The 18,525-nt window shown below is 73.6% G+C and carries 17 protein-coding genes; 4 read left to right on the forward strand and 13 right to left on the reverse strand.

The window, feature by feature from the left end; all coding sequences use genetic code 11:
* Nucleotides 1-253: 253 nt before the first annotated feature.
* Nucleotides 254-1,792, reverse strand: coding sequence for a multicopper oxidase family protein (locus AB5J73_RS30010; protein ID WP_370962023.1), 1,539 nt, complete (start codon nucleotides 1,790-1,792; stop codon nucleotides 254-256).
* Nucleotides 1,785-2,183: a hypothetical protein gene (locus AB5J73_RS30015; RefSeq protein ID WP_370962024.1), complete on the reverse strand. Its 399-nt coding sequence runs from the start codon at nucleotides 2,181-2,183 to the stop codon at nucleotides 1,785-1,787. Before AB5J73_RS30015 ends, AB5J73_RS30010 begins: the two co-directional genes overlap by 8 nt.
* A gap of 76 nt (nucleotides 2,184-2,259) precedes the next feature.
* On the opposite strand from AB5J73_RS30015, the gene AB5J73_RS30020 reads away from it, so the two are divergent.
* The gene (locus AB5J73_RS30020) at nucleotides 2,260-3,141 is read left to right on the forward strand and encodes a LysR family transcriptional regulator (protein WP_370962025.1); all 882 of its coding nucleotides are present in this window, start codon (nucleotides 2,260-2,262) and stop codon (nucleotides 3,139-3,141) included.
* Between the two features lie 669 nt (nucleotides 3,142-3,810).
* Here the strand turns inward: AB5J73_RS30020 and ligD are convergent.
* The 3 genes from ligD to AB5J73_RS30035 form a co-directional block, all read right to left on the reverse strand.
* Nucleotides 3,811-5,799: a DNA ligase D gene (gene ligD, locus AB5J73_RS30025; RefSeq protein WP_370962026.1), complete on the reverse strand. Its 1,989-nt coding sequence runs from the start codon at nucleotides 5,797-5,799 to the stop codon at nucleotides 3,811-3,813.
* A 59-nt stretch (nucleotides 5,800-5,858) separates the two neighbouring features.
* A complete protein-coding gene (locus AB5J73_RS30030; RefSeq protein WP_370962027.1) occupies nucleotides 5,859-7,307 on the reverse strand; it encodes an FUSC family protein in 1,449 nt (482 codons plus the stop codon).
* Between the two features lie 248 nt (nucleotides 7,308-7,555).
* The gene (locus tag AB5J73_RS30035) at nucleotides 7,556-8,113 is read right to left on the reverse strand and encodes a TetR/AcrR family transcriptional regulator (protein WP_370962028.1); all 558 of its coding nucleotides are present in this window, start codon (nucleotides 8,111-8,113) and stop codon (nucleotides 7,556-7,558) included.
* 123 nt (nucleotides 8,114-8,236) lie between these two features.
* On the opposite strand from AB5J73_RS30035, the gene AB5J73_RS30040 reads away from it, so the two are divergent.
* On the forward strand, nucleotides 8,237-8,935 hold the full coding sequence (locus AB5J73_RS30040) for an alpha/beta fold hydrolase (protein WP_370962029.1): 699 nt from the start codon (nucleotides 8,237-8,239) through the stop codon (nucleotides 8,933-8,935).
* Between the two features lie 3 nt (nucleotides 8,936-8,938).
* Here the strand turns inward: AB5J73_RS30040 and AB5J73_RS30045 are convergent, their stop codons facing one another.
* From AB5J73_RS30045 to AB5J73_RS30075, 7 genes are read right to left on the reverse strand one after another with little or no spacing between them, the layout of a single operon-like run.
* A complete protein-coding gene (locus AB5J73_RS30045; RefSeq protein WP_370962030.1) occupies nucleotides 8,939-9,895 on the reverse strand; it encodes an NAD(P)H-dependent flavin oxidoreductase in 957 nt (318 codons plus the stop codon).
* Nucleotides 9,892-11,463, reverse strand: coding sequence for an AMP-binding protein (locus AB5J73_RS30050; RefSeq protein ID WP_370962031.1), 1,572 nt, complete (start codon nucleotides 11,461-11,463; stop codon nucleotides 9,892-9,894). The genes AB5J73_RS30045 and AB5J73_RS30050 overlap by 4 nt, the downstream gene beginning before the upstream one ends.
* Complete coding sequence (locus AB5J73_RS30055; protein WP_370962032.1) at nucleotides 11,460-12,212, reverse strand: enoyl-CoA hydratase/isomerase family protein; 753 nt, start codon at nucleotides 12,210-12,212, stop codon at nucleotides 11,460-11,462. Before AB5J73_RS30055 ends, AB5J73_RS30050 begins: the two co-directional genes overlap by 4 nt.
* Nucleotides 12,209-13,393, reverse strand: a complete 1,185-nt coding sequence (locus tag AB5J73_RS30060; protein WP_370962033.1) for a CaiB/BaiF CoA transferase family protein — start codon at nucleotides 13,391-13,393, stop codon at nucleotides 12,209-12,211. The genes AB5J73_RS30055 and AB5J73_RS30060 overlap by 4 nt, the downstream gene beginning before the upstream one ends.
* A complete protein-coding gene (locus AB5J73_RS30065) occupies nucleotides 13,390-14,109 on the reverse strand; it encodes an enoyl-CoA hydratase/isomerase family protein (RefSeq protein ID WP_370962034.1) in 720 nt (239 codons plus the stop codon). Before AB5J73_RS30065 ends, AB5J73_RS30060 begins: the two co-directional genes overlap by 4 nt.
* Nucleotides 14,106-15,035 (reverse strand): hydroxymethylglutaryl-CoA lyase, encoded by a 930-nt coding sequence (locus AB5J73_RS30070; RefSeq protein ID WP_370962035.1) that lies wholly within the window; start codon nucleotides 15,033-15,035, stop codon nucleotides 14,106-14,108. Before AB5J73_RS30070 ends, AB5J73_RS30065 begins: the two co-directional genes overlap by 4 nt.
* A gap of 52 nt (nucleotides 15,036-15,087) precedes the next feature.
* Nucleotides 15,088-15,579: a MarR family winged helix-turn-helix transcriptional regulator gene (locus tag AB5J73_RS30075; RefSeq protein WP_370962036.1), complete on the reverse strand. Its 492-nt coding sequence runs from the start codon at nucleotides 15,577-15,579 to the stop codon at nucleotides 15,088-15,090.
* Between the two features lie 100 nt (nucleotides 15,580-15,679).
* Between AB5J73_RS30075 and AB5J73_RS30080 the strand changes: the two genes are divergently transcribed.
* A complete protein-coding gene (locus AB5J73_RS30080) occupies nucleotides 15,680-17,020 on the forward strand; it encodes an MFS transporter (protein ID WP_370962037.1) in 1,341 nt (446 codons plus the stop codon).
* Here the strand turns inward: AB5J73_RS30080 and AB5J73_RS30085 are convergent.
* Complete coding sequence (locus AB5J73_RS30085; RefSeq protein ID WP_370962038.1) at nucleotides 17,017-17,895, reverse strand: RNA polymerase sigma-70 factor; 879 nt, start codon at nucleotides 17,893-17,895, stop codon at nucleotides 17,017-17,019. The genes AB5J73_RS30080 and AB5J73_RS30085 overlap by 4 nt on opposite strands.
* A 133-nt stretch (nucleotides 17,896-18,028) precedes the next feature.
* Between AB5J73_RS30085 and AB5J73_RS30090 the strand changes: the two genes are divergently transcribed.
* Nucleotides 18,029-18,502 carry a carboxymuconolactone decarboxylase family protein gene (locus AB5J73_RS30090; protein ID WP_370962039.1) on the forward strand — a complete coding sequence of 158 codons (474 nt, stop codon included), beginning with the start codon at nucleotides 18,029-18,031 and terminating at the stop codon, nucleotides 18,500-18,502.
* Nucleotides 18,503-18,525: the final 23 nt, after the last annotated feature.

The following is an 18,525-nucleotide window of genomic DNA, read 5'->3' on the forward strand; positions in this document are numbered from 1 at the left end:
AGTAACTCCTCGGTCGGTTTCCTTGGGGGACAAGGAATCGGCCGGCACCGAGCGAAGGCGCTCCGGCTTCGTCCCCTCGGGATCGACGCTAGTGCCGGGAGTTTCGCGGGGACAAGGAGCTTCACTCGCGCCGCTCGGGCGTTGCCCGTCTGGCCCAGTGGCGTCCCTGCACGGGGTGCACCGTGTCCCGGGCAGCGGCACTCGATCGGGACCCCGGGCACCCCGTCAGGGGGACGGCACGCGACCGTGGGTGTCAGACGACTTCGAGGTTGGCCATCATGCCCATGTCTTCGTGTTCGGCGTTGTGGCAGTGCAAGAGGTACCGCCCGCGGTAGCCGTCGAACCGGGTGACGACCTCCACCGCTTCACCCGGGCGGAGCGCGACGGTGTCCTTGAGGCCGCCGTCGTGCGGCAGCGGCGGCCGCCCGCCGCGGGAGAGCACCCGGAACGCGGCGAGGTGCAGGTGGACCGGGTGGTGGACGTCCGCGACCAGCCGCCACACCTCGACGTCGCCGAGCCGGACGGTGACGTCGGTGCGGGCCGGGTCGAACGGCCGCCCGCCGATCACCCAGCCGTGCCCGCCGGGCACCTGCCCGGCGCTGAAGGAGAACTCGCGCACGCGCACGGGCGGGCCCCACGACGGCAGGTCCGCCGCCGGCACCGGCGGGACCCGGCTGTCGTCGGCCGCGCGGCGCGCGATCCGGAACGCCAGCACGTCCGCGGTCCGCCCGGCACCGAGCCGGTTGAGCAGCCGGACGCGGCCGCCCACCGGCACCCCCGCGAAGTCGACGACCACGTCGTAGCGCTCGGCGGGCGCGATCGGCAGCGAGAGGTGCGTGACCGGCGCCGCGAGCAGGCCCTGGTCCGCGCCGATCTGCGTGAGCGGCAGCCGCCGTCCGTCGTCGGTGACGGCTTCGAGCTCGTAGTGCCGGGCGTTCGAGGCGTTGAGCAGGCGCAGCCGGTACCGGGCCGCGTCGGCTTCGTGCACCGGCCACGGCGCGCCGTTCACCAGGATGACGTCGCCAAGCACCCCGCCGAGGAAGCTGTCCCGCACCCCGGGCCGGTCCCGCAGCGTCGCGTCGACCGACGGGTAGTCGAGCGTCCCGTCCGCGGCGAACGCGCGATCGGTGAGCACCAGCGGCAGTTCGCGTTCCCCGGCGGGCAGGCCGAGCGCCTCTTCGGCGTCGTCGCGGACGATGTGGAGCCCGGCGAGGCCGCGCCAGAGCGCCGGCGCGGTGAAGTCCATCCGGTGGTCGTGATACCAGAGCAGCGCCGGGCGCTGGTCCAGCGGGAACGTGTAGTCGCGCGTCCCTTCGGTGCGCACCGCCCGCGGGTCGGGCATGGCGTGGTGGTCCACCCAGCCCGGGGGCAGCACGAGGTCGGTCGGGTAGCCGTCCGACGCGGCCGGGGTCCGCCCGCCGTGCAGGTGCACCACGGTCGGCACCGGCAGCTCGTTGCGGTGGGTCACGGTCACCGGCCGGCCGCGCCGCGATTCGATCGTCGGGCCGGGGAAGGTGCCGTCGTAGGTCCACATCGGCGTCCGGATCCCGGGCAGGATCTCCAGTTCCGCCACGCGCTGGGTGAGCTCGTAGCGGCCCGGCGCGACCGGCTTCAGGACGGCGGGCACGGGCAGCGGCACGGTGTACGGCGGAGGCAGCGGGACGGCGCTGCGGAGTTCGGCGCCGGTGACCGGCGGGCGCCGGGCCAGGCCGGCCGCGGTGGCCAGGCCGGTCGCGGCCAGCAGGCCGAACGCCCCGAGGCCGAGGACCTGGCGCCGGGTCGGCTCACGCATCGGCGGCCGCCCGCGTCAGGGGCCGCCGCCACACCGCGGCGACCAGCACGACGAGCCCCGCGACGGTCAGCACGCCGAGCGGGAGGTGCAGCCACAGCGCGCCGTCCAGCCCGGCGAAGTACTGGACCGTCTCGGCGGCCGCCACCGCCGTCGTGGCGAAGAACGGCCACGCCCGCCGCAGCCGGGCCCACACCACGACGGCGACGACCACCTGGAGGTAGGCGAGCGACGTCACGACGTCGGCACCGGTCGCGTGCAGGCGCAGGGCGTCGTAGTCGCCGCTGAGGTACACGCCGGCGAACACCGGCTGGCCGGCGATCGCGACGACGTGCCCGCTCGCGACGGCCCGCAGCGCCCAGCCGGCGGGCCGCGTTTTCGTTGTGCTGTCCACGGTTCGAAGCTATGACCGGCGGGCTATCGTGTCTAAGATCAATATCGCTATGCCGTTATGACGGGGGAGGCATGACGTGGACCTGGGCACGCTGCGGCAGTTCCTGGTGGTGGCCCGGCTGGAGCACCTCAGCCGCGCGGCCGAAGAACTGCGCGTCGCCCAGCCGTCGCTGAGCCGCACGATCGCGCGGCTGGAGGCCGAGCTCGGCACGCCGCTGTTCGACCGGGCGGGCCGGCTCCGGCTGAACGACGCCGGCAAGCTCTTCCGCGGCTACGTCGAGCGCTCGCTGGGGGAGCTCGACGCGGGCCGCCGCGCGGTCGCTGAGACGTCCGGGGAGGGTTACGGAACCGTGCGGCTGGCGTCGGAGTCGTTCCTCACCCTGACCGGTTCGCTCGCGGCGTTCAAGCGGGCCCACCCGGCGGTCGAGGTCGTGCTGCACCAGCTGCCCGCCGACGAGATGGCCCGCGCCTTGCGGGCCAAGGAGATCGACCTCTGCGTTGCGTCGCAACCGATCCTGGCCGACGGGCTGGCCGGGGCCGAGCTGCTCGACGAGCCGGTGTGGGTGGCCACGCCCGTCGGGCACCGGCTGGCCGGGCGCGCCTCAGTCCGCGTCGAAGACCTCGCGGACGAGCCCTTCATCACCGCGCGCCGCGGGCACTGGCACCGCCGGTTGCTCGACCGGCTCTTCGCCGCGCGCGACCTGACCCCGAAGATCGTCTTCGAAGGCGACGAGCCCGGTGCCATCCAGGAACTCATCAGCGCCGGCCTCGGCATCGGCCTCAACCCGGCGATGGCCCGCCGCGTCGCCGCGCAGGTGCCGGTCGTGTGGCTCCCGGTGGACAGCCCGGACTGCCGCCGCACGATCACCTTGTGGTGGGTCGCGGGCGCCCGGCTCCCGGGCGCGGCCCGGTTGATGCGCACGGCGCTGACCGAGTGGGACTGGGCCCCGCCGGGGTGATCCGCCCGTAAGCTGGGGCGGTGGAGCGGGATGCGGGGCCGCGGAGCGATCATGGGGATTCCTGGGGCTTGGGGCGGGCGGAGCTGGCTCGCGAACTGGAGCGCGTGGGCGCCGTGGCACTGCGGACGACGGCGTGCGGTCTGCTCTGGATCCCGGCTCTCGCGTTCTTGCTTTTCTCCTACGGCATCGGTGGCGGTGCCGCTCCCCGGAACACCGCGGCGGGTGTGCTGGCACTCTTCGTGATCGCGGTGTCGTTGTGCTTTGCGCCGGGGGCGGTGCTGTGGTGGCTGCGCTACGAGTCGGTCCGGCGCACCGGCTGGCGAGCCGCGACGGTCACGGCGGTGGTCGTGGACCCTAGAGGGTGCCTCGCGGCGTTCGCTCCTCCGGGGCGGAACACCGACAGAAGTCTCGACTACGTCGTCCGATACCGGGGCGGCGGTGGTGCTCGGCTGAAAGGTGGTGCCAGCTTCTGGCACCACCCTCCGCTTTCGGCCTTCGACGCCGGGCAATCCGCGTGGGTCGGTGGCTCGGGCCGTGCGGGCGTCGTCCTGTTCGCCTGCACCCGCTGGGGTCCCCGCCGTTCGCGTGCGGTCCCCCGCGACGTTGGCCGGCGTCCTTCCCGCACGCTCGCAGTAGCCGCAGGTCCTGATCCTGCTTGGCGGTGCGGTGCTAAGGCAGCGGCGCGCGCTCCCCGGTCAGCCCGGCGAGGAGGTCGCCGTGGCCGCCGACGCGGTCGAGGACGTCGTCGGCGGTGAACGTCAGGTGGCTGACGTGCCGGCACGCGCGGACCTCGTCCCACGTCACCGGGGTGGAGACCGTCGGGTGGTCGCGCCCGCGCAGGGAATACGGCGCCACCGTCGTCTTGGCCGGGTTGTTCTGGCTCCAGTCGATGAACACGCGGCCGGGCCGCTGCGCCTTGGCCATCACCGCGGTCACCGTCTCCGGCGTCTCCTTCGCGAGCCGCTGGGCGAGCCGCTTCGCGTAGGCGGACGGGGCCGCCGGGTCGCCGGTCTCGATACCGCAGTAGAGCTGCATCCCCTTCGAGCCGGACGTTTTCGCGTAGGGCGTGAGCCCGTCGGCGACCAGGACGTCGTGCAGGCGCTCGGCCACCCGGCAGCAGTCCACGATGGACGTTCCCGGGCCGGGATCGAGGTCGAACACCAGCCGGTCCGGCAGTCCCCGTCCCGTGCCTTCCACTGTCCATTGCGGAACGTGGAGTTCGAGCGCGGCGATGTTCGCCGCCCACACCAGGCCCGGGAGGTCGTCCAGCAGCGGGTAGTCGATGGTGTCGCCGCTGCCGCGCGAGCCGGTGCTCGGCAGCCGCGCCGTGCGCAGCCAGGACGGCGCGCCGTTCGGGACGTTCTTCCCGAACCACTTCTCGCCCTCGACGCCGTCCGGGTAGCGGATGAACGTCACCGGGCGGCCGGCCAGGTGCGGCAGCAGCACCGGCGCGACGCGGGAGTAGTAGTTGATCACCTCGCCCTTGGTGAAGCCGTCCGCGGGGTAGAGCACCTTGTCCAAATTGGACAGCGTGAGCCGGCGGTCCCCGGCCTGGACGGTGATCCGCTGGCCCGGCGGTTCGGGTGGGGGTGGCGGCGGCGGGGCCGGGTCTGCCTGGGGGACCGCGCGCGGGGCGATGACGCCGGCGGGGTCCTTGTCGGCGCGCAGGCCGCGCCAGGCCGTGTGGCGGACGCGGCCGGCGCGGGTGAACTGCCGGTAGACGACCTCGCCGACCAGGCGCGGCTCGACCCACCGGGCGCGGGCGGTGTCCTCGCGCGGCGGCGCCGTCGCGAACGGGTGCGTGCGGCGCTCCAGGCGTTCGAGCTGCGCCTTCAGGTCGGCGCGGGCGGCCTGGCTGAAGCCGGTGCCGACGTCGCCGATGTAGACGAGGGCGCCGGTCCCGGGGTCGTGCGCGCCGAGCAGCAGCCCGCCGAGGGTGCCGGTGAAGCTGCGCTGGCCCGGCCGCCAGCCGCAGACGACGACTTCCTGGGTCCGGATCAGCGGGTGCTTGAGCCAGGAGTCCGGCCGCTGCCCGGGCACGTAGGCGGAGCTGCGCAGTTTCGCGACGACGCCTTCGTACCCGGCCGAGGCGGCGTGGGCGAGGAAATCCGCCGGCGTGCGGCGGTCGGCGGCGAGCTCGTCGAAGGTGACCGCGCGCACCACCGAAACGCGGTACGGGTCGGGCATCGGCAGGCTCTCGAGCAGGGCGCGGCGCTCGTCGTACGGCGTGGCGAGCAGGTCGCGGTCGCCCAGCCGGAGCAGGTCGAAGGCCAGGAACCGGACGGGCACGTCGGTGAACTCGCGGCCCTTGGGCCCGCTCTGGTGCCGGACCCAGCGGCCGCGGCGTTCCTGCATCAGCTCGAAGTCGATCCGGCCGTCCTCGCCGTAGACGACGACTTCGCCGTCCAGGTAGGCGGCCCGGCCCTCGAGCGCCGGGGCGAGGACCCCGTCGAGCTCGGCGAACTCGGCGGTGAAGTCGATGTTGTTGCGGCTGGTGAGGACGGTGGTGCCGGCCGGGGCGATCCGCATCGCCGCGCGGTAGCCGTCCAGTTTGTACTCGTAGGCCCACTCGGGGCCGCTGCGCAGCCGCCCGCCGTCGGCCTTGGCGAGCATCGGCTCGACCCAGGCCGGGGCGCGGGCCGCGTCGTCTGCCGCCATGCCGGACCTCCGTCACCTTCCGAAGCCAAGGTAACCCGTTCGGCCTAGTTTTGCCGGGTTTACGCAGGTGGCCGGAACGCGCGTGCCCACCGCCCGGCGTCGACCCCGCCGGCCCAGCACGCCGCGAGGAGGTCGTAGCCGAGGTGGACGAGCGCGGCGTGGGCCGGCCAGTGCGCCCGCGTCCAGCGGACGTCGTTGTGCGCGGAGTCGACCGCGGCGCGGGTGGCGCCTTCGAGCTCGAACTGCAGGTCGCGCCGCGCAGTCCGGTCCTCGGTCGTCAGCACGGCCTGTGCGGCGGCGCGGATGCGGGTTTCGGTCCAGCGGAACGTCGTGCGGTGCGCGTTCGGGGCGAGGAGGTACTGCGCGAGGACGGCGAGCGCGACGCCGAGCACGGTCTCGACGAGCCGGTCGCGCAGCACCGGACCGACCGGGCCGCTCGCCGCGGCGCCCCCGGCGAGCAGCGCGACCGGCGTGATGAAGACGACGGCGACCGCGTAGTTGCGCGGCACGAACAGCTCGATGCAGAACTGCAGCACCGCGATCGTGGCGACCAGCGCGAGCCCAGCGGGCGCAAGCGCGGACACGGCGGCGAACACCCCGAGGCCGACGGCGGTCCCGGCGAACCGCTGCAGGCCGCGGACGTTGGCGCGGACCCGGTCGGTGCCCTGCTGCAGGACGACGAGCGCGCTGAGGATCGCCCAGTGCGGGCGCGCGAGGCCCAGGCTCGCGCTCAGGGTCCCGGCGGCGGCGCAGGTGACGCCGACGCGCAGCGCCGTCACCATCGCGTGCGAGCGGAGGGTCGCCGACCGGCGCAGCCGGTAGCCCACCCCGGGCCGGGGCAGCGGCAGGGTGGCTTCGTCCTGCCCGCCGGCGGCGTCGGCGAACCGGCGGTGGGCGGCGATCAGCGTAGTGGCGAGCTCGGAGCCAGCCCCGTGCCCGGCGTCGTGGACGGCGTTCCACGCCGCGGAAATGCTCGAGCCGGCGGCGTGCCGGGCCTCCGCGCTGGGGTCACCGGCCGCGGCTTCGACGGCGGCGACGGCTCGCCGGACGGCCGCGCGTTCCGGCTTGCCCCGGTCGGCGAGGACACCGGCCATCGAAACGACCGCCGACGCGAGGCCGCCCAGGGCGGTGCAGCCGACGATGGCCACCGGGTCGGCGCCGGCCTCCGTCGCGACGGTCGCACCGCCACAGACGAGCGCGAAGAACAGCGCACCGGGCGGCCCGAGCCGGAGCGCGTCGACGGCGTAGACGGCCAGGACGCCGACACCGGTGACCACGACGATGACGGCGGCTTCGCGGCCACCGGCACGCCCGGCGACGGCACCGAGCGCGGCGGCGAGCAACAGCGCGGCAGCGGAGGTGAGGACGACCCGCGCGCGCACGCGATAGGGCCGCCCTTCGCCGTAGAGGACGGCGAAGGCGCCGAAGGTGACGAAGAGCGCGATGTCCGCGTGTCCGCTGAGGACGACGACCCCACCGGGAAGGGCAACCGCGGCGGCGGCCCGCAACCCAGCACTCCACCGCCGACCGGCGGCGGGAAGCGCGAACAGCAGCGCCCGGGGACGAGCGATCCGGGGGAGCGGGTCCGGCTGTTCGGGTGACACACCCCCATTCCAGCACGCGACCCCGGCGGCGGTCGGGTGGGCCGCGAGAGTCCAGCCTCTCGCGGCCCGGCTCCCGAACGTCATGAAAGGGTCGTTCACCGCGCCAGACGTCATGAACGACTCGTTCATGACGTCCAGGGAGGAACCTCGGGTCAGGCGGGGAAGAAGTCCGCCACCGCCCGGCGCAACGTCGCCCGCACCGTCTCCGCGTCGTCCAGTTCGCCGCCGTGCAGGGCGCCGTCCCGCAGCAGGACCAAGACGCGGGCTGCGTGGCCCGGGTCCGGGTGGCCCGAGGCTGCCGCTTCGTCTCGGAGGACTTCGAAGAACCACTGCCGGTGGTCGTCGATCACCTTCCGGACCAGCGATTCCGGGTCCGGGTACTCCGCGGCCGCGTTGAGGAACTGGCAGCCTCGGAAGTCCTCGCCGCACGTCGCGTCGCCCACCACCGAAAGGGCCGCCGCGAGGGCTTCGCGTGGGGGTTTGCCCGCGCGGGCCGCGTCGACCGCCGTGCGGATCGCGTGGCTCGTCTCCGTCAGGTAGGCCGCGACCAGGTCGTCCTTCGTCGGGTAGTGCCGGTAAAACGTCGCCCGCGTCACCGACGCCTCCGACACCAGACGTTCCACCCCCACCGCGTGGATGCCCTCCGCGTAGAACAGCCGGGACGCGGTCGCGAGCAACCGGTCCTTCGGGTGCACCGGGGCAGACGTCATCCCGCGAGCATAGAGAAAGACCGATCGTTCTGCCAGATCGGCTTCGTCACATTGCGCGGCCCGCCGGAACGGAGCACAGTACGGAGGCAGAAAGACCGATCGTTCTCTCTGAAGGAGCCAGCCATGAGCAAGCCCACCATCGTCCTGGTCCACGGCGCGTTCGCCGACTCGTCCAGCTGGACCGGCGTCGTGTCGCAGCTGCAGGAGAACGGCTATCCGGTCGTCGCGGTGGCGAACCCGCTGCGCGGCCTGGAGTCCGACGCGGCCTACGTCGCGGACGTCGTCAACGGCGTCGAAGGCCCGGTCGTGCTGGCCGGTCACTCCTACGGCGGCGCCCTGATCACCCGCGCCGCCACCGAGACGCCGAACGTCCGCGCCCTCGTCTACATCGCCGCGTTCCAGCCCGACGCGGGGGAGAGCGTCTTCGAGCTGTCCGGCCGCTACCCGGGCGCCAAGCTCGGCCCGGAGACCACCAACGTCCTGGTGCACGACGGCAACCCCGAGCTGTCCATCAAGCCGGAAGACTTCGCCGAGGTCTTCGCCGGCGACGTGCCCGCCGAGACCGCCGCGGTCCTGGCCGTCACGCAGCGGGCCGTCGCGCAGCAGGCGCTGGCCGCGCCGTTCGAGGGCACCCCGGCCTGGTCGAAGCTGCCTTCGTGGACGCTGATCGCCAACCAGGACAACGCCATCCCGGCCGCCGCCCAGGAGTTCATGGCCGAGCGCGCGAAGTCGACCGTCCGGCGGATCGACGCCTCGCACGCCGTCGCGGTGTCGCAGCCCGGCGTCGTCGCCGAGGTGATCCTGGCGGCCGCCGCCGAGTGACGCTCAGGTGATCGGCGGGAGTCCGGCGCGCGCCGCCCGGTACTCCCGCACGATCCGGGCGACGATGTCGGCCGCGGGCAGCACGGAATCCACCAGCCCGGCCGACTGGCCCGCTTCGAGCTTCCCCTCGGCGACGTCGCCGTGCAACGCCGCATCGCGCAACGTGGCCGCGTGGAAAGCCTTGCGCCGCAGGTCTTCTTCGGCGCCGGACTCCTCCAGGGCCAGCATCCGCGCGGTGAAGTCGTTGTCCAGGGCGCGGATCACGCCCAGGCCGCGCCCCACCGCGCGGGTGCCGTCCACCCCGGCCGCGGCCACCGCTTCCTTGTACGCGGGGTGCACCGACGCCTCCGCGCTGGCCAGGAACCGCGTGCCGAACTGGGCCGCGCCCGCGCCGAGGGCGAGCACCGCGGCCAGCCCGGCACCGTCCGCGATCCCGCCGGAAGCGACCACCGGCAGACTGACCGCCGAAGCCACCGCCCGCACCAGCACCGACGTCGTCACCATCGCGGGCGGTGGGTGGCCGCCCGCCTCGGCGCCGACCACGACCAGGCCGTCGACACCCGCGTCGGCGGCTTTGCGAGCGTGCGCGACCCCGGCCACGACGTGCAGGCAGCGCGTTCCGGCCTCGTGGAACCGGTCCAGGTACCGTCGCGGCCCGCCCTGGGACGCGATCAGCACCGGCGGCCGGTGCCGCAGCACCAGCTCGATGACCTCGTCCACGCCCGCCCGGTACAGCGGCAGGTTGACCGCCCACGGCCGGGACGTGCCCGCGGCCACCTCGGTCAGCACCCGGTCCAGGTCGGGCAGCCGCATCGGGCCCGCCGCCACCACGCCGAGCCCGCCCGCGTTCGACACCGCCAGCGGCAGCGCCGGACTCGACGACGCCCACGACATCCCCGCCTGCACGATCGGCAGGTCGATCCCCAGCAGCCGGGTCACCGGCGTCTCGATGCGCGTCACGCCCGCTCCAGCAGGGAGCGCGCGTGCGCGGCGAGCCGGTTCTTCTGCACCTTCGAACTCGCGGTCATCCCGATCCCCTCGAAGCCTTCGACGATCCGCAGGTGCCGCGGCACCTTGAACCCCGCCATCCGGGCCCGCGCCCAGCCCAGCAGCTCCTCCTCGGAGACGCCGGGCCCGGTCACCACGACGAACGCGAACGGCACCTCGACCAGCCGGGCGTCCGGCACGCCGACGACGGCCGCCTGCCGCACCATCGGGTGCCGGTGCAGGGTGTCCTCGATGTCGGCCGGGGCCACGTTCTCGCCGCCGACGCGGATGATGTCCTTGGTGCGCCCGGTGAAGTGGAACCGCCCGGTCTCGTCGAGCAGGCCGACGTCGCCGGTGGTGAGCCAGCCGTCGGCGTCGATCGTCTCGGCCGTCTTCACCGGGTCGTCGAGGTAGCCCGCCATCACGTTCCAGCCGCGCACCAGCACCGACCCGGGTTCGCCGGGCGCGCAGTCGCGGTCACCGTCGAAGGCGCGGATCCGCACTTCGACGCCGGGTTCGACGGCCATCGCGCCGGCCGCGCGGATCTCCTCCGGCTCCCACCAGGCCGACTGCGCGACGTTCGGTGAGGCTTCCGAAAGCCCGTACCCCGCAACGCATTCACGTGCACCCAGCTCGTCGATGACCCGCCGGATCACGGTCGGCGACGCGGCCACCCAGGCCCCGCGCAAGCACAACCGCCGTGACGGCCGGGACGGGTGGTTGAGCAGCAGCAGCGCGATGGTGTCGTTGCCGGAGAAGTGCGTGCAGCGCTCGGCTTCCAGCAGCCGCAACGCTTCCCCTGGCTCGAACTTCGGCATCGTCACCAGCGTCGTCGCGTGCTGGATCGACGCCAGCACCGACAGCGTGCTGCCGGCGACGTGGAAGAACGGCCGCGCGGAGTGGAACCGGTCGCCGGGGCGCAGGCCCATCCGCGCGCCCGAGAAGAACGCGTCCGCGCACATGCTGCGGTGGGTGAGCAGGACGCCCTTCGGCCGCGATGTCGTGCCGGACGTGTACTGCACCAGCAGGATGTCGTCGGGAGCGCCGACCGGCGGCGGCACCTCCGCAGCGGCGGCGAGGAAGTCCGCCCACGGCGTGGCGAACGACGGCACGTCGTCCCCGAGCACGATGACCGCGGGGAGGGCCTCGGCGCCGATTTCCCGCAGCATCGCGGCGAAGTCCACGTTGAGCACCCGGGACGCCACGAACAGCGTCCGCACCTGCGCGTGCTCGAGGGTGTAGCGGACTTCGCCGGCGGTGAACCGGGTGTTGACCGGCACGGCGACCGCGCCCGCCGCGCCGATCGCCAGGAACAGCGCCACCCAGTCCGGCCCGTTGCCGAGGCAGATGCCGACGCGGTCGCCGCGGCCGAGCCCGGCGGCGGCGAGCCCGGCGCGGACCCGCGTGACCCGCTCGGCCAGCTCGCCGTAGGTGATCCGCTCGGTGTCCGTGACGACGGCTTCGACGTCCGGCGCGAGCAGAGCCGCACGCGCCAGCACTTCGTGCGTGGTCAGCGGGCAGGCGGTGCGCAGGTCGGTCATCGCGGTTCTCCGTTCCCGGCGGTGAAGCGGGCGACGCCGTCGCGCCAGCCGCCGTCGGCGAGGCACTGTTCGATCGCGGCCAGTTCGATGCGGATCCCGCGGTCGAGGTCGGTTTCCGCGCCGAGGTCGACCGCGCGCTTGGTGAGCGAGATGGCCAGCGGCGGCGCCTTCGCGATGCTCGCGGCCGTTTCGCCGCCGGCCTCGGCGAGCGCGTCCGCCGGGACGACGCGGGTGACGACGCCCAGCTCGGCGGCCTCTTCCGCACCGAGCGCGCGGTTGGTGAACAGCAGTTCCTTGGCCCGGCGCTTGCCGATGGCGCGCTGCAGGCGCTGGGTCGCGCCGACGGTACCCCAGTGCGGCTCGGGGAACCGGAAGACCGTCCCCGACGCGGCCAGCGCGAAGTCGGCGGCGAGCGTGATCTCGCCGCCGGAGCCGACGACCGCGCCCTGCACCAGGGCCACGACCGGCACCCGGCACTGCTCGATGGCGGCGTACGCGGCGAAGGAAGCGACCCGGCGGCGCCGCACCCACGAGGCGTCCTTGCCGGTGCGCTCCTTGAGGTCGGCGCCCGCGCAGAACACCGGCCCGCGCCCGCTCAGGAGCACCACCCGGACGTCGTCGTCGAGCGCCTCGAACGCTTCCCGCAGCTGGTGGCACATCGGCAGGTCCACGGCGTTGCGGGCCTCGGGCCGGGTCAGCTCGACCCGCGCGATCCCGTCCTCGACGGTGACGCGCACGCGCTCGGTCATCGGATCACCCCCGCGGCCCGCAGGCCCTCGATTTCGGTCGCGTCGAGGCCCAGGCCGGCCAGGACGTCGTCGGTGTCGGCGCCGAGCAGCGGCGGCGTGCCCACCGCCGGCGGCTCACCGCCAGTCTCACGCAGGGGCGTCCGCAGTGCCGGGAACGTCCCCTCCGCCGGGTGGGTGAACTCGCCGACGACCCCGCGGGCGACGGCGTGCGGATCGGCGAGCGCTTCCCGCACCGAGCGGACCGCGCCGGCCGGCACGTCGGCCGCGCGCAGCTCCTTCACGAGCGCGTCCCGGTCCTGCCGGGCGATCGCCCCGCGCAGCGCCTTCATCACGCGAGCGCGGTGCTCGACGCGGCCGGAGTTGACCCGCAGCACCGGATCCGCGGCCAGGTCGGCCAGCCCCAGCACCGTGCACAGTGGACCCCAGTGCTGGTCGCTGCCGCTGATGTGCAGCCATTCGCCGTCCCCGGCCTGGAACGCCGCCGACGGGACGCGGCCCGGGTGCTCGGTGCCGGTGCGCACCGGGTCCTCGCCGAGCGCGAAGAGCCGGGCGGCGTTGAGCGCGTGCAGGCTCAATTGGACGTCCATCATGGACACGTCGAGGTGGCGGCCCCGCCCGGTCGCCGCGCGCCCGGCCAGCCCGGACAGCACCGCGATGACCACCCAGAGCCCGGAAGTCAGGTCCGCCACCGGGATCCCGGTCTTCGACGGCGGCCCGCCGGGCTCGCCGGTCATCGCCATCACGCCGGACAGCGCCTGGAAGACGGTGTCGTAGCCCTTGCGGTCGCGGTCCGGGCCGGTCTGCCCGAACCCGGTCGCGGACACGTAGACCAGGTCCGGGCGCGCCAGGTCCGCGTAGCCGAGGCCCATCCGGTCCATCGCGCCGGGCAGGAAGTTCTCGACGACGACGTCGGCTTCGGCCGCCAGCTTCCGTGCGACCGCCTGGCCGCGCGGGTCCTTGAGGTCGAGCGTCACGGACTTCTTGCCCCGGTTGAAGGCGAAGAAGTACGCGCTTTCGCCGTGGGGGAGGCGGGGTTCGAAGCCGCGGGTCTCGTCGCCGGACCCCGGTCGCTCGACCTTGACGACGGTCGCGCCGAGCTCGGCGAGGATCTGCGTCGCCAGCGGCGCGGCGAGGACGCGGGAGAAGTCGAGGACGGTGATCCCGGACAGCGGGCCGGTCATCGGCGGAACCCCCGCATCAGCGCGTTGACGTCCTGCCCGGCGCGCACGGCGGCGTCGGTCGGCAGGTCGGCGACGCGGTAGAAGAGGTCTTTCGCGGCGGCGATCGCCCGCGGTTCGACCTTCGCCCAGTGCCCGGCGATCTCCAGCGCGGCGGGCAGTGCGTCGGCGGGGTCGACGACCCGGTTGACCAGGCCGTGCTCGAAAGCCTCGGCCGCGGTGAGCAGGCGCCCGGTGCTGACCAGCTCGAACGCGAGCTTGCGGCCGAGGTGGTGGACGAGCCCGGTCATCACCAGCGCCGGGACGATCGAATGCTTCAGCTCGGGGTAGCCGAACTTGAGGTCGGTGCCGGCGACGACCATGTCCGCCCCGATCGCCAGGCCCGCGCCGCCGCCGACCGCGGCACCGCGCACGGCCGCGACCACCGGGATCCGCAGCTGTCGCGCCTGCACCTGCAGCTTCGCGGTGAGCGCGGCGCGGTCCAGGACGGCGTCGGCGTGCTCGGGCGTCAGCTCCGAGAACTCGCCGAGGTCGGCGCCCGCGCAGAAGCCGCGGCCGGCGCCGGTGAGCACCAGCGCGCGGATGCCGCGATCGGCGTCGGCCGCGTAAAAGGCTTCGCTGAGCGAGCGGGTGAGGGCGGTGTCCAGTGCGTTGAGCTTCTCGGGCCGGTTCAGCGTCAGGACGCGGACGGCGCCGTGGTCCTCGGCGATGACGGTCACGGGTTCTCCTGGTTCGGGGTCGGGGTGAAGCCGGCGCGGGCCACCATGCTGTGCAGGGGACGGCCGAGCGCTTCTTCGCAGGCGGCGGACGCCTTGGCGAGCAGGTCGAGGTCGATGCCGGTGTCGACGCCCATCGCCTCGAACAGGCTGACGAGGTCTTCCGTGCAGACGTTGCCGGTCAGCCCGGCGCCGTAGGAGATCGCCGACGGGTGACCGCCGACGCCGCCCAGCGCGGTGTCGAAGTTCCGGCAGCCGGCGTCGAGGGCCGCGACGGCGTTCGCGATGCCGGTGCCGCGGGTGTTGTGGAAGTGCGCGACCACCGGCACTCCCGGGTCCAGGCGCTTGAACAGCGCGCGGACCGACGGCGGGGTCGCGACGCCGGTCGTGTCGCCCAAGGTGACCAGGTCGGCGCCGAGGTCGGCGAACCGGGCGACGTCCTCGGCGACGCGGCCGGGGTCGACCGTGCCTTCGAACGGGCAGCCGAAGGCGACCGACACCACGCCGACCAGCTTGAAGCGGCCGCCGGCCAGCTCGGCCATCTCGGTGACGCGCTCCCACTGCCCGGCTCTCGACGTGCGCAGGTTGCGTTCGGTGTGGCTTTCGCTGGCCGAGACCAGCAGGCTCAGCTCGTCGGCACCGTGCCCGGCGTCGAGGTCGGCCAGCGCCCGCCGCACCGCGCGGGGGTTCGGGCAGGTCGCCTTGAACCCGACGCCGGGGCGGCGCCGGATCGCCGAGAGGACCTCGGCGGCGTCCGAGAAGCCGGGCACCCGCCCGGGGTGGCTGTAGCTCGTCGCCTCGATGCGCCGGAACCCCGCGTCCGCGAAGGAGTCGAGCAGCGCGACCTTCGTCGCGGTCGGCACGAACTCCGGCTCGTGCTGCAGCCCGTCGCGGGCGAAGCACTCGCAGAGCGTGACGGCGTCGGACATCGGGCCACCTTTCGTTCGGTGGCTCCAGATCTACGCGGCTGTGTTGATAAAGTCAACAGTTGTGGTCGCCGGGGTGGGCGCGCTCACGCTCCTCGACGGCCAGCGCCAGGTCGGCGAGCTTGTTAAGCGCGCCGCTCAGCGTCTCCGCCTCGGCCGGGGTCAGCGCGGCGAGGAACTCGGCGTCGCGCTCGTTGGCCGCGGTGATCAGGCCGCGGTAGACGCGGGTGCCTTCGGGGGTCAGGGCCAGCTGCGAGGTGCGGCCCGAGCCGGCCGTCCGGTCGACCAGGCCGCGCTCGGTCAGGCGGCTGACCACCCGGCTCATCTGCGCTTTGTCGAGCCCGGCGCGGCGGGCCAGCCGGTTCAGGGTGAGGGTGGGGTCGGCGGCGATGAGCGAAATCGCCCGCCATTCGCCGAGACTGACGTCGAACTCCCGCCGGTAGCGCAGCGCGGCGCTGCGCGACATCGCCGACGACGTGCGGGAGAGCCGGTAGGAGAGGAGTCCCGAAATGGGCACGAGGTCTCGGCCGTCCACGCGTTCCGCCATGCCGGTCATCGTAGCCGTTGCCGATCAGGTGTTGACAAACTCAACACTGGATGCCGACACTGCTGCCGCACGCCCCGCCTGACGAAGGAGTCGAGTAGCGATGGCCGAACAGCCCGCCGTCACCGGACGGCCCCCCGCGGTGGGTGACGCCGGACGCGCGTCGACCTACCGGACCATCGCCCTGCGGGTCATGCCGCTGCTCGTGGTCTGCTACGTGGTCAGCTTCATCGACCGGACGAACATCGGCATCGCGCAGCAGGGCCTCAAGCGCGACCTCGGCTTCGGCTCGGCGGTCTACGGGCTCGGCGTCACGCTGTTCTTCGTCGGGTTCATCCTCTTCGAGGTCCCCAGCAACGCCCTGCTGGCCAAGATCGGCGCCCGCAAGACGCTGGTCCGGATCATGGCCACCTGGGGCGTGGTCACCATCGCCACGCTGTTCGTGCGGGACGAGCTGACGTTCTACCTCGCGCGGTTCCTGCTCGGCGTGGCCGAAGCGGGCTTCTTCCCGGGCGCGCTCTACCTGCTGTCGCGGTGGTTCCCGTCCGCGCGCCGGACGCGCATGACGGCGGTGTTCTTCATCGGCGTCCCGGTCTCGGGGGTGCTCGGCTCGCTCGTCTCCGGCTGGATCATGCACGCGCTCGGCGGCGTCGCCGGCCTGGCCGACTGGCAGTGGCTGTTCCTCATCGAGGGCATCCCGCCGATCCTGCTCGCCGTCGCGGTCGCGTTCTTCCTCGCCGACGGGCCCGAGCGGGCGAAGTGGCTGACGCCGGCGCAGAAGGCGCTCGTCCAGGCCGATCTGGAAGCCGACCGGAGCGCGAAAGCGGACTCGTCGGCTCAGCACGGCGGCATGCTCTCGGCGTTGCGCGACCCGAAGGTGTGGATCCTCGGGCTGTGCGCTTGCGGGGCATACACGCTGGCCAACGCCGTCTCGTACTGGACGCCGCGGATCATCGCCGAGGCCGGTGTCGGCGACGTGCTGAACCTCGGGTTCTTCTCGGCGATCCCGCCGCTGCTCGGCATCGCCGTGATGCTGCTGGTCGGCCGCCACTCCGACCGCACCCTGGAACGCCGCCGGCACGCGGCCGTCAGCTGGCTGGTGGCGGCGATCGCGATGCTGGCGCTCGCCTTCTCCGGCGGCAGCGTCCTGGTGGTGGTCGTCCTCCTCGCGGTGATGGCGGCAGCGCACTACTCGGGCCTGACGGTGTTCTACTCGATCCCGTCGATCTACCTGAGCGACCGCGCGGCGGCGACGGGCATCGCCGTGGTGACGTCGATGGGCTCGTTCGCGGCCGCGGCTTCGCCGTCCCTGCTGGGTTTCATCCAGTCGGCGACCGGGAGCCTGTCGCTGGGACTGGTGATCAGCGCGGGGATCGTGCTGCTCGCGGTCGGTGTCCTGCTGGTCGGGGTGAAGGCGGCGGACCTCAAGGAGAAGCACCGCTAACGGCGCAGCGTGGTCTCTTCGTCCAACCGGGACAGTTTCGCCGGGTTCCGCACCGCGTACAGACCGGTGATGAGGCCGTCGTCCACCCGCAGGGCGAGCACGGTGTCGACCTCGCCGTCCCGGCGCAGCACCAGGGCCGGGTGGCCGTTGACCTGGGCCGGGGCCAGGGTTCCCGTCGCGAAGTTGCCGATCCCCGCCGTGAGCAGGCGGGCCACCGCGGCCGAACCGGTCACCGGGGCCGGCACGGCCTGGACGACGCCGCCGCCGTCGCCGAGGAAGACCACGTCCGGGGCCAGGATCTCCAGCAGCTGCCGGAGGTCGCCGGTCGCCACGGCGTGCCGGAACGCCTCGAGCGCGTCCCGGGAGGTCGTGGGGGAGACCCGGCCGCGCGGCCGGCGGGCGGCGACGTGCGAGCGCGCGCGGTGCGCGATCTGGCGGACCGCGGGCGCGGTCTTCCCGACGGCTTCGGCGATCTCCTCGTAGCCGAGGTCGAACACCTCGCGCAGCACGAACACCGCGCGCTCGGCCGGCGTCAGCGTCTCCAGGACCAGCAGCATCGCCATCGAGACGCTGTCGGCGAGCTCGACGTCTTCGGCGACGTCGGGCGCGGTCAGCAGCGGCTCGGGCAGCCACGGGCCGACGTAGGACTCCTTGCGGCGGCCCAGTGTCCGCAGCCGCATCAGGGCCTGGCGGGTAGTGACGCGCACGAGGTAGGCGCGCTGGTCGCGCACCTCGGCCAGGTCCACGCCCGCCCAGCGCAGCCACGTCTCCTGCAGCACGTCCTCGGCGTCGGCCGCCGAGCCCAGCAGCTGGTAGGCGACGGTGAACAGCAGGTTCCGGTGGGTGAGGAACGCCTCGGTGGCGGCGTCGGCCATGGGCTCCTCCTTTCGTCCGTTTCCCACCAGATGCTCGGCGGGGCCGCGGTGTGACCGTGACGGTCGTCACTGTCACGGGTCCGGGGTGGCCCGGCATCTCCTGGTCGTCCGGTTCCGACGAAAGGACGAGATCATGGAACCCCGCTTCAGCCTGACCGACAACGAGATCGGTGCCAAGTTCGCCAAGCGGTTCGGCACCGCGAGCCTCGCGATCATCCAGTCGCCGCTGCCGAAGATCACCCAGGAGCTGGTGTCGCTGCGCGTCAGCCAGATCAACGGCTGCGGGTGGTGCGTCGACATCCACACCAAGGAGCTCGACGCGGCCGGCGAGCCGGCGGTCCGGATCAACCTGGTCGCCGCCTGGCGCGAAGCCACCGTGTTCACCGAGGCCGAGCAGGCGGCGCTGGCGCTGGCCGAGGAGGGCACCCGGATCGCCGACGGGCGGCCCGGCGTTTCCGACGACACCTGGGAGCGGGTGCGCAAGCACTACGACGACGACCGGACCGCGGCGCTGGTCGCCCTGGTCGCCCAGATGAACTCGGCCAACCGGCTCGCCGTGATCGTGCACCAGAAGGGCGGCTCGTACGAGCCGGGCATGTTCGGCTGACGGGTTCGTGCTTCCCTGAGGGG

The organism is Amycolatopsis sp. cg9 (assembly GCF_041346945.1).
Taxonomy (GTDB): Bacteria; Actinomycetota; Actinomycetes; order Mycobacteriales; family Pseudonocardiaceae; genus Amycolatopsis.